This is a genomic window from Mesorhizobium sp. UC74_2, assembly GCF_042701485.1.
GTDB lineage: Bacteria > Pseudomonadota > Alphaproteobacteria > Rhizobiales > Rhizobiaceae > Mesorhizobium.
Genome location: NZ_CP170562.1, coordinates 2765503 through 2778740, shown reverse-complemented (window position 1 = coordinate 2778740; position 13238 = coordinate 2765503). Strand labels below are relative to the sequence as shown.

General features: G+C 61.3%; 23 protein-coding genes. All 23 read left to right on the top strand.

Annotated features, from left to right (window positions below; all coding sequences use genetic code 11):
• Positions 1–24 precede the first annotated feature (24 nt).
• The 23 genes from fusA (at position 25) to rplO (ending at position 13155) form a co-directional block, all read left to right on the top strand.
• Positions 25–2115 (top strand): elongation factor G, encoded by a 2091-nt coding sequence (gene fusA, locus ACFJIU_RS13505; protein ID WP_379072250.1) that lies wholly within the window; start codon positions 25–27, stop codon positions 2113–2115.
• A gap of 65 nt (positions 2116–2180) precedes the next feature.
• The gene (gene tuf / locus ACFJIU_RS13500; protein ID WP_379072248.1) at positions 2181–3356 is read left to right on the top strand and encodes an elongation factor Tu; all 1176 of its coding nucleotides are present in this window, start codon (positions 2181–2183) and stop codon (positions 3354–3356) included.
• A gap of 65 nt (positions 3357–3421) precedes the next feature.
• A complete protein-coding gene (gene rpsJ / locus ACFJIU_RS13495; RefSeq protein ID WP_006205468.1) occupies positions 3422–3730 on the top strand; it encodes a 30S ribosomal protein S10 in 309 nt (102 codons plus the stop codon).
• A gap of 59 nt (positions 3731–3789) precedes the next feature.
• Positions 3790–4503 carry a 50S ribosomal protein L3 gene (rplC, locus tag ACFJIU_RS13490; RefSeq protein ID WP_101934567.1) on the top strand — a complete coding sequence of 238 codons (714 nt, stop codon included), beginning with the start codon at positions 3790–3792 and terminating at the stop codon, positions 4501–4503.
• Entirely contained in the window at positions 4503–5123 is a 621-nt protein-coding gene (rplD, locus tag ACFJIU_RS13485; RefSeq protein WP_379072246.1) for a 50S ribosomal protein L4, read from the top strand. Before rplC ends, rplD begins: the two co-directional genes overlap by 1 nt.
• On the top strand, positions 5120–5413 hold the full coding sequence (locus ACFJIU_RS13480; protein ID WP_101934565.1) for a 50S ribosomal protein L23: 294 nt from the start codon (positions 5120–5122) through the stop codon (positions 5411–5413). The genes rplD and ACFJIU_RS13480 overlap by 4 nt, the downstream gene beginning before the upstream one ends.
• 23 nt (positions 5414–5436) lie before the next feature.
• Positions 5437–6270, top strand: a complete 834-nt coding sequence (rplB, locus tag ACFJIU_RS13475; RefSeq protein ID WP_379072243.1) for a 50S ribosomal protein L2 — start codon at positions 5437–5439, stop codon at positions 6268–6270.
• Positions 6271–6286: 16 nt separating this feature from the next.
• Positions 6287–6565: a 30S ribosomal protein S19 gene (gene rpsS / locus ACFJIU_RS13470; protein WP_054311480.1), complete on the top strand. Its 279-nt coding sequence runs from the start codon at positions 6287–6289 to the stop codon at positions 6563–6565.
• 2 nt (positions 6566–6567) lie between these two features.
• Positions 6568–6957 (top strand): 50S ribosomal protein L22, encoded by a 390-nt coding sequence (gene rplV, locus ACFJIU_RS13465; protein ID WP_101934562.1) that lies wholly within the window; start codon positions 6568–6570, stop codon positions 6955–6957.
• The gene (gene rpsC / locus ACFJIU_RS13460; protein WP_379072240.1) at positions 6957–7679 is read left to right on the top strand and encodes a 30S ribosomal protein S3; all 723 of its coding nucleotides are present in this window, start codon (positions 6957–6959) and stop codon (positions 7677–7679) included. Before rplV ends, rpsC begins: the two co-directional genes overlap by 1 nt.
• A gap of 27 nt (positions 7680–7706) precedes the next feature.
• On the top strand, positions 7707–8120 hold the full coding sequence (gene rplP, locus ACFJIU_RS13455; RefSeq protein ID WP_054311483.1) for a 50S ribosomal protein L16: 414 nt from the start codon (positions 7707–7709) through the stop codon (positions 8118–8120).
• Positions 8121–8134: 14 nt separating this feature from the next.
• On the top strand, positions 8135–8335 hold the full coding sequence (gene rpmC / locus ACFJIU_RS13450; RefSeq protein WP_054311484.1) for a 50S ribosomal protein L29: 201 nt from the start codon (positions 8135–8137) through the stop codon (positions 8333–8335).
• Between the two features lie 11 nt (positions 8336–8346).
• Entirely contained in the window at positions 8347–8586 is a 240-nt protein-coding gene (gene rpsQ / locus ACFJIU_RS13445; protein ID WP_379072236.1) for a 30S ribosomal protein S17, read from the top strand.
• Positions 8587–8659: 73 nt separating this feature from the next.
• The gene (rplN, locus tag ACFJIU_RS13440) at positions 8660–9028 is read left to right on the top strand and encodes a 50S ribosomal protein L14 (protein WP_024924768.1); all 369 of its coding nucleotides are present in this window, start codon (positions 8660–8662) and stop codon (positions 9026–9028) included.
• A 12-nt stretch (positions 9029–9040) separates the two neighbouring features.
• On the top strand, positions 9041–9355 hold the full coding sequence (rplX, locus tag ACFJIU_RS13435) for a 50S ribosomal protein L24 (RefSeq protein ID WP_379072232.1): 315 nt from the start codon (positions 9041–9043) through the stop codon (positions 9353–9355).
• Positions 9348–9917 carry a 50S ribosomal protein L5 gene (rplE, locus tag ACFJIU_RS13430; protein ID WP_379072229.1) on the top strand — a complete coding sequence of 190 codons (570 nt, stop codon included), beginning with the start codon at positions 9348–9350 and terminating at the stop codon, positions 9915–9917. The genes rplX and rplE overlap by 8 nt, the downstream gene beginning before the upstream one ends.
• A gap of 27 nt (positions 9918–9944) precedes the next feature.
• Positions 9945–10271, top strand: coding sequence for a 30S ribosomal protein S14 (rpsN, locus tag ACFJIU_RS13425; RefSeq protein WP_379072226.1), 327 nt, complete (start codon positions 9945–9947; stop codon positions 10269–10271).
• The gene (rpsH, locus tag ACFJIU_RS13420; protein WP_101934556.1) at positions 10262–10660 is read left to right on the top strand and encodes a 30S ribosomal protein S8; all 399 of its coding nucleotides are present in this window, start codon (positions 10262–10264) and stop codon (positions 10658–10660) included. Before rpsN ends, rpsH begins: the two co-directional genes overlap by 10 nt.
• A 32-nt stretch (positions 10661–10692) precedes the next feature.
• Positions 10693–11226 (top strand): 50S ribosomal protein L6, encoded by a 534-nt coding sequence (gene rplF, locus ACFJIU_RS13415; RefSeq protein WP_379072223.1) that lies wholly within the window; start codon positions 10693–10695, stop codon positions 11224–11226.
• A gap of 132 nt (positions 11227–11358) precedes the next feature.
• A complete protein-coding gene (rplR, locus tag ACFJIU_RS13410) occupies positions 11359–11718 on the top strand; it encodes a 50S ribosomal protein L18 (RefSeq protein ID WP_379072220.1) in 360 nt (119 codons plus the stop codon).
• A 153-nt stretch (positions 11719–11871) separates the two neighbouring features.
• A complete protein-coding gene (rpsE, locus tag ACFJIU_RS13405) occupies positions 11872–12441 on the top strand; it encodes a 30S ribosomal protein S5 (RefSeq protein WP_129415652.1) in 570 nt (189 codons plus the stop codon).
• Positions 12442–12466: 25 nt separating this feature from the next.
• Positions 12467–12664: a 50S ribosomal protein L30 gene (rpmD, locus tag ACFJIU_RS13400; protein WP_054311493.1), complete on the top strand. Its 198-nt coding sequence runs from the start codon at positions 12467–12469 to the stop codon at positions 12662–12664.
• A 17-nt stretch (positions 12665–12681) separates the two neighbouring features.
• Complete coding sequence (gene rplO, locus ACFJIU_RS13395; protein ID WP_129415651.1) at positions 12682–13155, top strand: 50S ribosomal protein L15; 474 nt, start codon at positions 12682–12684, stop codon at positions 13153–13155.
• The last annotated feature ends 83 nt before the right edge of the window (positions 13156–13238 follow it).

The following is a 13238-nucleotide window of genomic DNA, read 5'->3' as shown; positions in this document are numbered from 1 at the left end:
AACGAGACTTGAGAGGCACCTTCCATGGCCCGCGAATATAAAATCGAAGACTACCGTAATTTCGGTATCATGGCGCACATCGACGCCGGCAAGACGACGACGACTGAGCGCGTCCTGTATTACACGGGCAAGTCGCACAAGATCGGCGAAGTCCACGACGGCGCTGCGACCATGGACTGGATGGAGCAGGAGCAGGAGCGCGGCATCACCATCACGTCCGCCGCGACGACGACCTTCTGGCAGGGCCGTGACGGCAAGATGCGCCGCTTCAACATCATCGACACCCCCGGCCACGTCGATTTCACCATCGAAGTCGAGCGTTCGCTTCGCGTGCTTGACGGCGCCATCGCGCTGCTCGATGCCAACGCCGGTGTAGAGCCGCAGACCGAGACCGTCTGGCGCCAGGCCGACAAGTATCATGTGCCGCGCATGATCTTCTGCAACAAGATGGACAAGATCGGTGCTGATTTCTACCGCTCGGTCGAGATGATTGGCTCGCGCCTTGGTGCGCAGGCCGTCGTCATGCAGCTGCCGATCGGCGCCGAGAGTGAATTCAAGGGCGTCGTCGACCTGGTCGAGATGAATGCGCTGGTCTGGCGCGATGAATCGCTGGGCGCTGCCTGGGACGTCGTCGAGATCCCGGCCGACCTGAAGGAAAAGGCCGAGGAATACCGCGAGAAGCTCATCGAAGCTGCCGTCGAGATGGATGACGACGCGATGAACGCCTATCTCGAGGGCAATCTCCCCGACAATGACACCATCCGCAAGCTGATCCGCAAGGGTACCATCGCGGTCAAGTTCTACCCGATGTTCTGCGGTTCGGCTTTCAAGAACAAGGGCGTGCAGCCACTGCTCGACGCCGTCGTCGAATACCTGCCGTCGCCGATCGACGTTCCGGCCATCAAGGGCGTTGACGCCAAGACCGATGCCGAGATCGAACGTCATGCGGACGACAATGAGCCGCTGTCGATGCTCGCCTTCAAGATCATGAACGACCCGTTTGTCGGTTCGCTCACCTTCGCCCGCATCTACTCGGGCAAGCTCACCAAGGGTGCGTCGCTCGATAACACCGTCAAGGGCAAGAAAGAGCGCATCGGCCGCATGCTGCAGATGCATGCCAACTCGCGCGCCGACATCGAAGAGGCTTTCGCCGGCGACATCGTCGCTCTGGCCGGCCTCAAGGAAACGACCACCGGCGACACGCTGTGCGATCCGCTGCATCCGGTCATCCTGGAGCGCATGGAATTCCCGGATCCGGTCATCCAGATCGCCATCGAGCCGAAGACCAAGGGCGACCAGGAAAAGATGGGCCTCGCGCTGCATCGTCTGGCTGCCGAGGATCCGTCCTTCCGCGTCAAGACCGACGAGGAATCGGGTCAGACCATCATCGCCGGCATGGGCGAACTTCACCTGGACATCATCGTTGACCGCATGCGTCGCGAGTTCAAGGTCGAGGCAAATGTCGGTGCTCCGCAGGTGGCCTATCGCGAGACGATCACCCGCACCCACGAGCAGGACTACACCCACAAGAAGCAGACCGGTGGTACCGGCCAGTTCGCCCGCGTCAAGCTGGTGTTCGAGCCGAACCCGGAAGGCGAAGACTACGTGTTCGAGTCCAAGATCGTCGGTGGTTCGGTTCCGAAGGAATACATCCCGGGTGTCGAGAAGGGCATCGGTTCGGTCATGTCGTCCGGTCCGTTCGCTGGCTTCCCGATGATCGGCGTCAAGGCGACGCTCATCGACGGCGCCTTCCACGACGTCGACTCGTCGGTCCTGGCCTTCGAAATCGCTTCTCGTGCTGCCTTCAGGGAAGCTGCGCCGAAGCTCGGCGTCCAGCTGCTCGAGCCGATCATGAAGGTCGAGGTCGTTACGCCTGAGGATTACGTCGGCAACGTCATCGGCGACCTGAACAGCCGCCGTGGCCAGATCCAGGGTCAGGAGACCCGTGGTGTCGCCGTCGTCGTCAACGCGATGGTGCCGCTGGCCAACATGTTCAAGTACGTCGACTCGCTGCGTTCGATGTCGCAGGGCCGCGCCCAGTACACGATGCAGTTCGACCACTACGAGCCGGTTCCGACCGCGGTGGCTCAGGAAGTCCAGAAGAAATACGCGTAATTCCGAGGAATTGCGTCAGTAACCAGGTTTAACGCCTTCGGGCATGCAGGAAATGGAGACCTCACATGGCAAAAGGTAAATTCGAGCGTACGAAGCCTCATGTGAACATTGGCACGATTGGTCACGTTGACCATGGCAAGACGTCGCTGACGGCAGCGATCACGAAGTACTTTGGCGAATACAAGCCTTACGATCAGATCGATGCGGCGCCGGAAGAGAAGGCTCGCGGCATCACGATCTCGACGGCGCACGTCGAGTACGAGACGCCGAACCGTCACTATGCGCACGTCGACTGCCCCGGCCACGCCGACTATGTGAAGAACATGATCACCGGTGCTGCCCAGATGGACGGCGCGATCCTGGTTTGCTCGGCCGCTGACGGCCCGATGCCGCAGACGCGCGAGCACATCCTGCTTGCGCGCCAGGTTGGCGTTCCCGCGATCGTCGTGTTCCTAAACAAGGTCGACCAGGTCGACGACGCCGAGCTTCTGGAGCTGGTCGAGCTGGAAGTTCGCGAGCTTCTGTCGAAGTACGAGTTCCCGGGCGACGACATTCCGATCATCAAGGGTTCGGCTCTGGCTGCGCTTGAAGATTCGGACAAGAAGATCGGTGAAGACGCGATCCGCGAGCTGATGGCAGCGGTCGACTCCTACATCCCGACGCCTGAGCGTCCGATCGACAAGCCGTTCCTGATGCCGATCGAAGACGTGTTCTCGATCTCGGGTCGTGGCACGGTTGTGACCGGTCGCGTCGAGCGCGGCATCGTGAAGGTCGGCGAGGAACTGGAAATCGTCGGCATCCGTCCGACCTCGAAGACGACCTGCACGGGCGTCGAGATGTTCCGCAAGCTTCTGGACCAGGGCCAGGCCGGCGACAACATCGGCGCGCTGCTGCGTGGCGTTGACCGTGAAGGCGTCGAGCGCGGCCAGGTTCTGGCCAAGCCGGGCACGGTGAAGCCGCACAAGAAGTTCAAGGCGGAAGCCTACATCCTGACGAAGGAAGAGGGTGGCCGTCATACGCCGTTCTTCACGAACTACCGTCCGCAGTTCTACTTCCGCACGACGGACGTGACGGGCATCGTCTCGCTGCCGGCCGGCACCGAGATGGTGATGCCTGGCGACAACATCACCGTTGACGTCGAGCTGATCGTGCCGATCGCCATGGAAGAGAAGCTGCGCTTCGCTATCCGCGAAGGCGGCCGCACCGTCGGCGCCGGCATCGTCGCTTCCATCGTCGAGTAAGAAGAACAAGAGATCTGTCGCGGGCGCGGATACGCCCGCGCCGCGCCAGAACAAGGAATAGACGCATGAACGGACAGAATATCCGCATCCGACTTAAAGCGTTCGATCACCGCGTGCTCGATGCTTCGACTCGGGAAATCGTTTCCACGGCCAAGCGCACCGGCGCTAACGTCCGCGGCCCGATCCCGCTGCCGACCCGCATCGAGAAGTTCACGGTCAACCGTTCGCCGCACGTCGACAAGAAGAGCCGCGAACAGTTCGAGATGCGCACCCACAAGCGCCTGCTCGACATCGTGGACCCGACCCCGCAGACGGTTGATGCGCTGATGAAGCTCGATCTGGCCGCCGGCGTGGACGTCGAAATCAAGCTCTAAGAGCTGAACCATGAGCCGGCGGGGTGACCCGACCTGCTCCTCTGAAGGAAGATGAACCGATGCGTTCAGGTGTAATTGCACAGAAGGTGGGAATGACCCGCATCTACAATGATGCCGGCGAGCATGTCCCCGTTACCGTTCTCCGCATGGAGAGCTGCCAGGTCGTCGCACAGCGTACGCAGGAAAAGAACGGCTACACCGCTGTTCAGCTCGGCGTCGGGCTTGCCAAGGTCAAGAACACGTCGAAGGCCATGCGCGGTCATTTCGCCGCCGCCTCCGTGGAGCCGAAGGCCAAGGTCGCCGAGTTCCGCGTTTCGCCGGACAATCTGCTGGACGTCGGTGCCGAATTGACCGTCGACCACTTCGTCGCCGGCCAGAAGGTCGACGTCACCGGCACTTCGACCGGTAAGGGTTTCCAGGGTGTCATCAAGCGTCACCATTTCGGTGGCGGTCGCGCTACCCACGGTAACTCGCTGTCGCACCGCGTGCACGGCTCGACCGGTCAGCGCCAGGACCCAGGCAAGGTGTTCAAGGGTAAAAAGATGGCCGGTCACATGGGTGCTACCCGCGTGACCACGCAGAACGTCGAGGTCGTTTCGACCGACGCCGATCGCGGCCTCATTCTCATTCGTGGCGCGGTTCCGGGCACCAAGGGCGCCTGGATCCTGGTTCGCGACGCCGCCAAGGTTGCGCTGCCTGCCAACGCGCCGAAGCCGGCCGCGATCCGCGCCGCCGCCAACAATCAGGCTCCGGCCACCGAGGGAGCGGAATAATGGACCTCAAGATCACCACTCTCGCCGGCAAGGATGCCGGCAAGGTGAAGCTCTCGGAAGAGATCTTCGGCCTTGAGCCACGCGAGGATATCCTCGCCCGCGTCGTTCGCTGGCAACTTGCCAAGAAGCAGCAGGGCACGCATCAGGCCAAGGGTCGCGCCGACATCGCGCGCACCGGTGCCAAGATGTACAAGCAGAAAGGTACGGGCCGCGCCCGCCACCATTCGGCACGCGCTCCGCAGTTCCGCGGCGGTGGTAAGGCTCATGGTCCTGTCGTTCGCAGCCATGAATTTGACTTGCCGAAGAAGATCCGCGCGCTTGGCCTCAAGCACGCTTTGTCGGCCAAGGTGAAAAGCTCGTCGATTATCATCGTCGACGATCTGAAGCTGACGGAAGCCAAGACCAAGGCGCTGGTGGAGAACTTTGCTTCGCTCGGCCTGACCAACGCCTTGCTTATCGGCGGTGCCGAGCTCGACCAGGGCTTCAAGCGGGCTGCTGCCAACATTCCGAACATCGACGTGCTGCCTATTCAGGGCATCAACGTCTACGACATTCTGCGCCGCGGCACGCTGGTCCTTTCCAAGGCCGCCGTCGAGGCTCTCGAGGAGCGCTTCAAATGACCGACCTTCGTCATTACGACGTGATCGTCTCGCCGGCGATCACTGAAAAGTCGACCATGGCCTCCGAGAACAACCAGGTGGTCTTCAACGTCGCCAAGAAGGCGTCGAAGCCGGAGATCAAGGCCGCAGTCGAGGCGCTGTTCGGCGTCAAGGTGACGGCTGTGAATACCCTGCTCCGCAAGGGCAAGGTGAAGCGCTTCCGCGGCACGATCGGCCGCCAGGGCGACGTCAAGCGAGCAGTGGTGACGCTGGCCGATGGCCAGTCGATCGACGTCGCGACGGGTCTCTGAGCTAGGCCGCGAGGACAACGACAATGGCACTGAAGAAATATAACCCGATAACGCCGAGCACCCGCCAGCTGGTCATCGTCGACCGCTCGGGCCTCCACAAGGGCAAGCCTGTCAAGGGCCTGACCGAAGGCCTGACCAAGTCGGGCGGCCGCAACAACTATGGTCGCATCACGGCCCGCTTCATCGGTGGTGGTCACAAGCGCACCTACCGCATCATCGACTTCAAGCGTCGCAAGCTTGATGTCGTCGGCACGGTCGAGCGCCTGGAATACGACCCGAACCGCACCGCCTTCATCGCTCTCATCAAGTATGAAGATGGTGAGCTGAACTACATCATCGCCCCGCAGCGCCTGCAGGCCGGTGACAAGGTTGTGGCTGGTGAAGCGGTCGACGTGAAGCCGGGCAATGCGATGCCTCTGTCGGCCATGCCGGTGGGCACCATCGTGCACAACATCGAGCTGAAGCCCGGCAAGGGCGGCCAGGTTGCCCGTTCGGCTGGTGCCTATGCCCAGCTCGTCGGTCGCGACCAGGGGATGGCGATCCTTCGCCTGAATTCGGGTGAGCAGCGCATCGTGCACGGCTCGTGCTTTGCGACTGTCGGTGCCGTGTCGAACCCCGACCACGGCAACATCAACGACGGCAAGGCTGGTCGTACGGTGTGGCGTGGCAAGCGCCCGCACAACCGCGGTGTCGCCATGAACCCGGTCGATCACCCGCACGGCGGTGGTGAAGGCCGCACCTCGGGTGGCCGTCATCCGGTCACGCCGTGGGGTAAGCCCACCAAGGGTAAGAAGACGCGGTCCAACAAGGCGACCGATAAGTTCATTGTGCGCTCGCGCCATCAGCGCAAGAGCTAAGAAGAGGTAACGCCAAGTGACTCGTTCGATTTGGAAAGGCCCCTTCGTCGACGGCTACCTTCTGAAGAAGGCAGACAAGGTTCGTGAAGGTGGTCGTAGTGAGGTGATCAAGATGTGGAGCCGCCGCTCCACCATCCTGCCGCAGTTCGTCGGCCTCACCTTCGGTGTCTACAACGGCCAGAAGCATGTCCCGGTCTCGGTGAACGAGGACATGGTCGGTCACAAGTTCGGTGAATTCGCTCCGACCCGGACCTATTACGGTCACGGCGCGGATAAGAAAGCGAAGAGGAAGTAATCATGGGCAAGGCCAAAGCTCCGCGCAGGCTTGCTGATAACGAGGCTCGTGCCGTTCTGCGCACGATCCGCATCAGCCCTCAGAAGCTGAACCTCGTTGCTGCGATGATCCGCGGCAAGAAGGTCGCTGCTGCGCTCAACGATCTGGAATTCTCGCGCAAGCGGATTTCGGACACCGTGAAGAAGACGCTGGAATCGGCGATCGCCAACGCGGAAAACAACCACGACCTCGATGTCGATGCGCTGATCGTGGCTGAGGCCTATGTCGGCAAGTCGATCGTCATGAAGCGTTTCCACGCTCGTGGCCGCGGTCGCGCCAGCCGTATCGAAAAGCCGTTTTCGCACCTCACGATCGTCGTGCGTGAGGTTGAAGAGAAAGGGGAGGCCGCATAATGGGTCAGAAAATCAATCCGATCGGTCTCCGTCTCGGCATCAACCGCACCTGGAACTCCCGCTGGTACGCAAACACCGGCGAGTACGGCAAGCTGCTGCATGAAGACCTGAAGATCCGCGAATATCTTGAGAAGGAACTCAAGCAGGCCGCGATCTCCAAGATCGTCATCGAGCGTCCGCACAAGAAGTGCCGCGTGACCATTCACGCTGCTCGTCCGGGTCTGATCATCGGCAAGAAGGGCGCCGACATCGAGAAGCTGCGCAAGAAGCTGACCGAGATGACGCAGTCCGAAACGCATCTCAACATCGTTGAAGTGCGCAAGCCGGAGACCGACGCGACGCTGATCGCTCAGTCGATCGCCCAGCAGCTCGAGCGCCGTATCGCATTCCGTCGCGCCATGAAGCGCGCCGTGCAGTCGGCCATGCGTCTCGGTGCCGAAGGCATCCGCATCAACTGCTCGGGCCGTCTCGGCGGCGCCGAAATCGCCCGCATGGAATGGTACCGTGAAGGCCGCGTGCCGCTGCATACGCTGCGCGCCGATGTCGACTACGGCACCGCCGAAGCCCAGACCGCTTATGGTATCTGCGGCGTCAAGGTGTGGGTGTTCAAGGGCGAGATCCTCGAGCACGACCCGATGGCCTCGGAACGTCGTGCTACCGAAGGCGATCATTCGCAGGGCGGGGAGCGCTCCGAGCGCAGCCGTCGTCGCGAAAACGCCTGATAAGCATAGGAATCTGGAGTTAGAACGATGCTGCAGCCAAAGCGCACAAAGTTCCGTAAGCAGTTCAAGGGCCGCATCCACGGCACCGCGAAGGGTGGCACCAACCTGGATTTCGGCGGCTTCGGACTGAAGGCGCTGGAGCCGAACCGCGTCACCGCGCGTGAGATCGAGGCGGCCCGCCGCGCGATCACCCGCGAGATGAAGCGTGCCGGCCGGGTTTGGATCCGTGTGTTCCCGGACGTTCCGGTGACCTCGAAGCCGACCGAAGTCCGCATGGGTAAGGGTAAGGGCGCGGTCGACTACTGGGCTTGCCGCGTCAAGCCGGGCCGCGTCATGTTCGAGATCGACGGTGTGTCGGAAGAGATCGCTCGCGAGGCCCTGCGCCTCGGTGCGGCCAAGCTCTCGGTTCGCACGCGCTTCGTGCAGCGCATTGCAGAATAAGGAAGGGCTAAGCGATGAAGGCCTCTGATGTACGTATGAAGACCGTCGACGAGCTCGACGCTGATCTTGCCGATCTGAAGAAGGAGCAGTTCAACCTGCGCTTTCAGAAGGCCACCGGCCAGCTCGAAAAGACCGCGCGCGTGAAGCAGGTCCGCAAGGACATCGCGCGCATCAAGACCATCGCTGCTGAAAAAGCAGCGGCCAAGAAGGCATAAGGACGAGAATCATGCCAAAGCGCATCCTGCAGGGCACCGTCGTCAGCGACAAGAACGAGAAGACGGTCGTCGTCAAGGTCGAGCGTCGCTTCACCCACCCGGTGATGAAGAAGACCGTGCGCATGTCGAAGAAGTACAAGGCGCATGACGAGAACAACACCCACAAGGTGGGCGACCAGGTGTCCATCGAGGAATCGGCTCCGATTTCCAAGGATAAGCGCTGGGTCGTGATCGGTTCCGATCAGGCGTAACGAAACGAATTTTGGACAGACCGGGGAGGGGCTCTTAAGCCCGTCCCGATAGCGAAGAAGAAGGCGGCCAGTCATGATTCAGATGCAAACAAACCTCGACGTCGCGGACAACTCCGGCGCTCGTCGTGTCATGTGCATCAAGGTGCTGGGCGGCTCGAAGCGGAAGTATGCCTCCGTTGGCGACATCATCGTGGTGTCGATCAAGGAAGCCATTCCGCGCGGCCGCGTGAAGAAGGGTGATGTGATGAAGGCGGTCGTGGTTCGCACGGCCAAGGACATCCGTCGTCCGGACGGCAGCGTGATCCGTTTCGACAAGAACGCAGCCGTTCTCGTCGACAACAAGAAAGAGCCGGTGGGCACCCGTATCTTCGGGCCGGTTCCGCGCGAACTTCGTGCGAAGAACCACATGAAGATCATCTCGCTCGCACCTGAAGTGCTGTAAGGAGCCGGAGAAATGCAAAAGATCCGCAAAGGCGACAAGGTCGTCGTGCTTTCCGGCAAGGACAAGGGCCGCTCCGGCGAAGTTCTGTCCGTTCAGCCGAAGGAAGACACCGCGATTGTTCGCGGTATCAACATCGTGGTTCGCCACCAGCGTCAGACCCAGGCCCAGCAGGGCGGTCTGATCCGCAAGGAAGCGCCGATCCACCTTTCGAACATCGCCGTTGCCGATCCCAAGGATGGCAAGCCGACCCGTATCGGCTTCAAGCTTGAGAAGGACGGCAAGAAGGTACGAGTCGCCAAGCGCTCGGGAGAAGTCATCAATGGCTAAGGCAGCACAAACCCCGCAGAACACGCCGCGCCTGAAGCAGGTCTACAACGAGACCATCAAGAAGGCGCTGCTGGAGCAGTTCAAGTACGACAACGAGATGCAGATTCCACGCATCGACAAGATCGTGCTGAACATGGGTGTCGGCGAAGCCACGGGCGACTCCAAGAAGCCTTCGGTCGCTGCCGAGGATCTTGCGATGATCGCCGGCCAGAAGCCGGTCATCACCCGCGCCCGCAAGTCGATCGCCGGCTTCAAGGTTCGCGAGAACATGCCGATCGGCACCAAGGTGACGCTCCGCAAGGAGCGCATGTATGAATTCCTGGACCGCCTGGTCAACATCGCGCTGCCGCGCGTTCGCGACTTCCGCGGCCTGAATCCGAAGAGCTTCGATGGCCGCGGCAACTACGCCATGGGCATCAAGGAGCACATCGTGTTCCCGGAGATCAACTACGACAAGGTCGATCAGATCTGGGGCATGGACATCATCGTTTGTACGACTGCGAAGACGGACGACGAAGCCAGGGCACTGCTCAAGGCTTTCAACTTCCCCTTCCGCCAGTAACGGCAGCGAGCAAAGGAAAAATCTGAAATGGCAAAGACCAGCTCAGTCGAAAAGAACAACCGGCGCCGCAAGCTTGTGGACCAGTACGCTGCCAAGCGTAAGGCCCTCAAGGAAATCGTCATGGATCAGTCCAAGCCGATGGACGAGCGTTTCCGCGCCCAGCTGAAGCTCTCGGCCCTGCCGCGCAACTCGGCCAAGATCCGCATCCGTAACCGCTGCGAAGTCACGGGCCGTCCGCGCGCCTTCTATCGCAAGCTCAAGGTCTCGCGTATCGCGCTTCGCGATCTCGGCAATACCGGCCAGATCCCGGGCCTGGTCAGTCGAGCTGGTAAGGAGGACAAGAAATGTCATTGAGTGATCCTCTCGGCGATATGCTGACCCGCATCCGCAACGCCTACGGCCGCAAGAAGTCGTCGGTGTCGACTCCGGCCTCGCGTCTGCGCGCCCGCGTTCTCGACGTGCTGAAGTCGGAAGGCTATATCCGCGACTACAGCCAGACCGACTTCGACAACGGCAAGTCGGAAATCGAGATCGAACTGAAGTATTTCGACGGCAATCCGGTCGTGCGCGAAATTTCCCGCGTTTCGAAGCCGGGCCGCCGCGTCTACGTTTCGGCAAAGTCGATCCCGCAGGTCGCCAACGGCCTCGGCATCGCCATCCTTTCGACCCCGAAAGGCGTCATGGCCGATCACGAAGCACGCGAGCAGAACGTCGGCGGCGAAGTCCTCTGCCAGATCTTCTGATCGGCGAGTTGAGATAGGAAGGACGAGAGAAAATGTCTCGTATTGGTAAAAAGCCCGTCTCGGTACCGGCCGGCGTAACCGCAACCGTCAACGGCCAGACCGTGACGGCCAAGGGACCGAAGGGCGAACTGAAGTTCGTGGTCAACGACGAAGTTCTGGTCAAGCTGGACGAAGGCCACATCGCCGTCGAGCCGCGCGACCAGTCGAAGGACGCACGCTCCAAGTGGGGTATGTCGCGGACCCAGATCGTCAACATCCTGACCGGCGTGAAGGACGGCTTCGAAAAGAAGCTCGAGATCACCGGCGTTGGTTATCGCGCTGCCATGCAGGGCAAGAACCTGCAGCTGGCGCTCGGCTTTTCCCATGATGTGGTTTATGAGACCCCGCAGGGCATCACGATCACTGTAGGCAAGCCGACCGAAATCACCGTTTCGGGCATCGACAAGCAGCAGGTCGGCCAGGTTGCGGCCGAGATTCGCGAATATCGCGGCCCAGAACCCTACAAGGGCAAGGGCGTGCGTTATGCTGGCGAGAAGATCGTCCGCAAGGAAGGCAAGAAGAAGTAATAGGCTTGGCCCTGAACCGATTGTTCGGACAGGGCCAAATCCAGGAAATGCAACGCCACGGGGTGTTGCCGCGGGAGGAGAAAAACCTACCGCACAGGGCAACCCCCGTCTTACAAGGCAGGAATTACGACCATGGCAACCAAAGAAGCCACGCAGCGCCGGTCGGCGCGTATCCGTCGCCAGATCAAGGCAGTCGCCAACGGCCGCCCGCGTCTTTCGGTGCACCGTACCTCGAAGAACATCTATGTGCAGGTGATCGACGACGCCAGCGGCCACACCATCGCCGCCGCTTCGACGCTCGAGAAGGATTTCAAGGCGGCCAAGAAGACCGGCGCCGACACCGCTGCTGCAGCTGCCGTTGGCAAGCTCGTTGCCGAACGCGCCGTCAAGGCAGGCATCAAGGATGTCGTGTTCGATCGTGGCTCCTACATCTATCACGGCCGCGTCAAGGCGCTGGCCGAAGCCGCCCGTGAAGGTGGCCTGAACTTCTAAGCCTGAACCTTTCCGAAAGCCGGCTTCGAAAAAGGGGCTGACATTTCGGAACGGATCGTGCAGAAGGCACAAGTTTTTCGCCGCCGGCGACCTCGAAAAGAGGCGCCGGCATTTCAGCAACCCGTGCTTCCGGAAAAGAACAAGGACTAGGATATGGCACAGGAACGTAGGGAAGGCGGCCGCGAACGTGGCCGTGACCGCGAAGAGCGCGACGACGGCATCGTCGACAAGCTCGTACACATCAACCGCGTCGCCAAGGTGGTGAAGGGTGGTCGTCGCTTTGGCTTCGCCGCTCTCGTCGTCGTCGGCGATCAGAAGGGCCGCGTCGGCTTCGGCCACGGCAAGGCTCGCGAAGTGCCTGAGGCGATCCGCAAGGCGACCGAATCGGCCAAGCGCGAAATGATCTTCGTGCCGCTGCGCTCGGGCCGCACGCTGCATCACGACGTCGAGGGACGTTGGGGCGCTGGCCGCGTTCTGCTGCGCACCGCCAAGCAGGGTACCGGTATCATCGCCGGTGGTCCGATGCGCGCTGTCTTCGAGACGCTCGGCATGCACGACGTCGTCGCGAAGTCGATGGGCTCGTCGAACCCGTACAACATGGTTCGCGCGACCTTCGACGCCCTGAAGCGCCAGATGCATCCGAAGGATGTGGCTGCTGCGCGTGGCATCAAGTATTCGACCCTTCAGGCTCGCCGCGGCAATGCCGTTGCGGCTGATGAATAGTCGATAGCTTAGAGGGACCACCAACATGGCCAAGAAAGCTACCAAGACTGTCACCGTTGAGCAGATCGGTTCGCCGATCCGTCGGCCGAAGGAACAGCGCGCGACGCTGGTCGGCCTCGGCCTCAACAAGATGCACCGCAAGAGCACGCTGGAAGATACGCCTTCCGTGCGCGGCATGATTGCGGCCGTCCAGCATCTCGTCCGCGTTGTGGACGAGAAGTAAGCCGCAGGAGAAGAAAAATGAAACTCAACGACCTGCGTGACAAGGACGGTGCGACCAAGGCTCGCAAGCGTCTCGGACGCGGCATCGGCTCGGGCTCGGGCAAGACTGCCGGCCGCGGCGTGAAGGGTCAGAAGGCCCGTTCCGGCGTTGCCATCAACGGCTTCGAGGGTGGCCAGATGCCACTCTATCGTCGTCTGCCGAAGCGCGGCTTCAACAACATCTTCGCCAAGAGCTTCGCCACTGTGTCGCTCGCCCGTATCCAGACGGCGATCGATGCCAAGAAGCTTGACGCCAAGGAGACCGTGACCGGTGAGGCGCTCGTCAAGGCCGGCGTCATTCGCCGCCTCAAGGACGGCGTGCGCGTTCTTTCGGACGGTGAACTGAAGGCCAAGCTCTCCTTCGACGTGGCCGGCGCCTCCAAGGCCGCCATCGAGAAGATCGAGAAGGCCGGCGGTTCGGTGAAGCTGCCAGAAAAGGCATCTGCCGAATAATATCTTAGACAAGTGGCCGCGCTCGACGCGGCCGCTTGCATCTTGGCATGGCCGAGCCTATGTCCGGTGCTCGGTGATAGGCG

Coding starts and splice junctions, on each gene's coding strand:
- fusA (WP_379072250.1), top strand. CDS start 25: ATGGCCCGCGAATATAAAATCGAAGACTACCGTAATTTCGGTATCATG.
- tuf (WP_379072248.1), top strand. CDS start 2,181: ATGGCAAAAGGTAAATTCGAGCGTACGAAGCCTCATGTGAACATTGGC.
- rpsJ (WP_006205468.1), top strand. CDS start 3,422: ATGAACGGACAGAATATCCGCATCCGACTTAAAGCGTTCGATCACCGC.
- rplC (WP_101934567.1), top strand. CDS start 3,790: ATGCGTTCAGGTGTAATTGCACAGAAGGTGGGAATGACCCGCATCTAC.
- rplD (WP_379072246.1), top strand. CDS start 4,503: ATGGACCTCAAGATCACCACTCTCGCCGGCAAGGATGCCGGCAAGGTG.
- ACFJIU_RS13480 (WP_101934565.1), top strand. CDS start 5,120: ATGACCGACCTTCGTCATTACGACGTGATCGTCTCGCCGGCGATCACT.
- rplB (WP_379072243.1), top strand. CDS start 5,437: ATGGCACTGAAGAAATATAACCCGATAACGCCGAGCACCCGCCAGCTG.
- rplV (WP_101934562.1), top strand. CDS start 6,568: ATGGGCAAGGCCAAAGCTCCGCGCAGGCTTGCTGATAACGAGGCTCGT.
- rpsC (WP_379072240.1), top strand. CDS start 6,957: ATGGGTCAGAAAATCAATCCGATCGGTCTCCGTCTCGGCATCAACCGC.
- rplP (WP_054311483.1), top strand. CDS start 7,707: ATGCTGCAGCCAAAGCGCACAAAGTTCCGTAAGCAGTTCAAGGGCCGC.
- rpmC (WP_054311484.1), top strand. CDS start 8,135: ATGAAGGCCTCTGATGTACGTATGAAGACCGTCGACGAGCTCGACGCT.
- rpsQ (WP_379072236.1), top strand. CDS start 8,347: ATGCCAAAGCGCATCCTGCAGGGCACCGTCGTCAGCGACAAGAACGAG.
- rplN (WP_024924768.1), top strand. CDS start 8,660: ATGATTCAGATGCAAACAAACCTCGACGTCGCGGACAACTCCGGCGCT.
- rplX (WP_379072232.1), top strand. CDS start 9,041: ATGCAAAAGATCCGCAAAGGCGACAAGGTCGTCGTGCTTTCCGGCAAG.
- rplE (WP_379072229.1), top strand. CDS start 9,348: ATGGCTAAGGCAGCACAAACCCCGCAGAACACGCCGCGCCTGAAGCAG.
- rpsN (WP_379072226.1), top strand. CDS start 9,945: ATGGCAAAGACCAGCTCAGTCGAAAAGAACAACCGGCGCCGCAAGCTT.
- rpsH (WP_101934556.1), top strand. CDS start 10,262: ATGTCATTGAGTGATCCTCTCGGCGATATGCTGACCCGCATCCGCAAC.
- rplF (WP_379072223.1), top strand. CDS start 10,693: ATGTCTCGTATTGGTAAAAAGCCCGTCTCGGTACCGGCCGGCGTAACC.
- rplR (WP_379072220.1), top strand. CDS start 11,359: ATGGCAACCAAAGAAGCCACGCAGCGCCGGTCGGCGCGTATCCGTCGC.
- rpsE (WP_129415652.1), top strand. CDS start 11,872: ATGGCACAGGAACGTAGGGAAGGCGGCCGCGAACGTGGCCGTGACCGC.
- rpmD (WP_054311493.1), top strand. CDS start 12,467: ATGGCCAAGAAAGCTACCAAGACTGTCACCGTTGAGCAGATCGGTTCG.
- rplO (WP_129415651.1), top strand. CDS start 12,682: ATGAAACTCAACGACCTGCGTGACAAGGACGGTGCGACCAAGGCTCGC.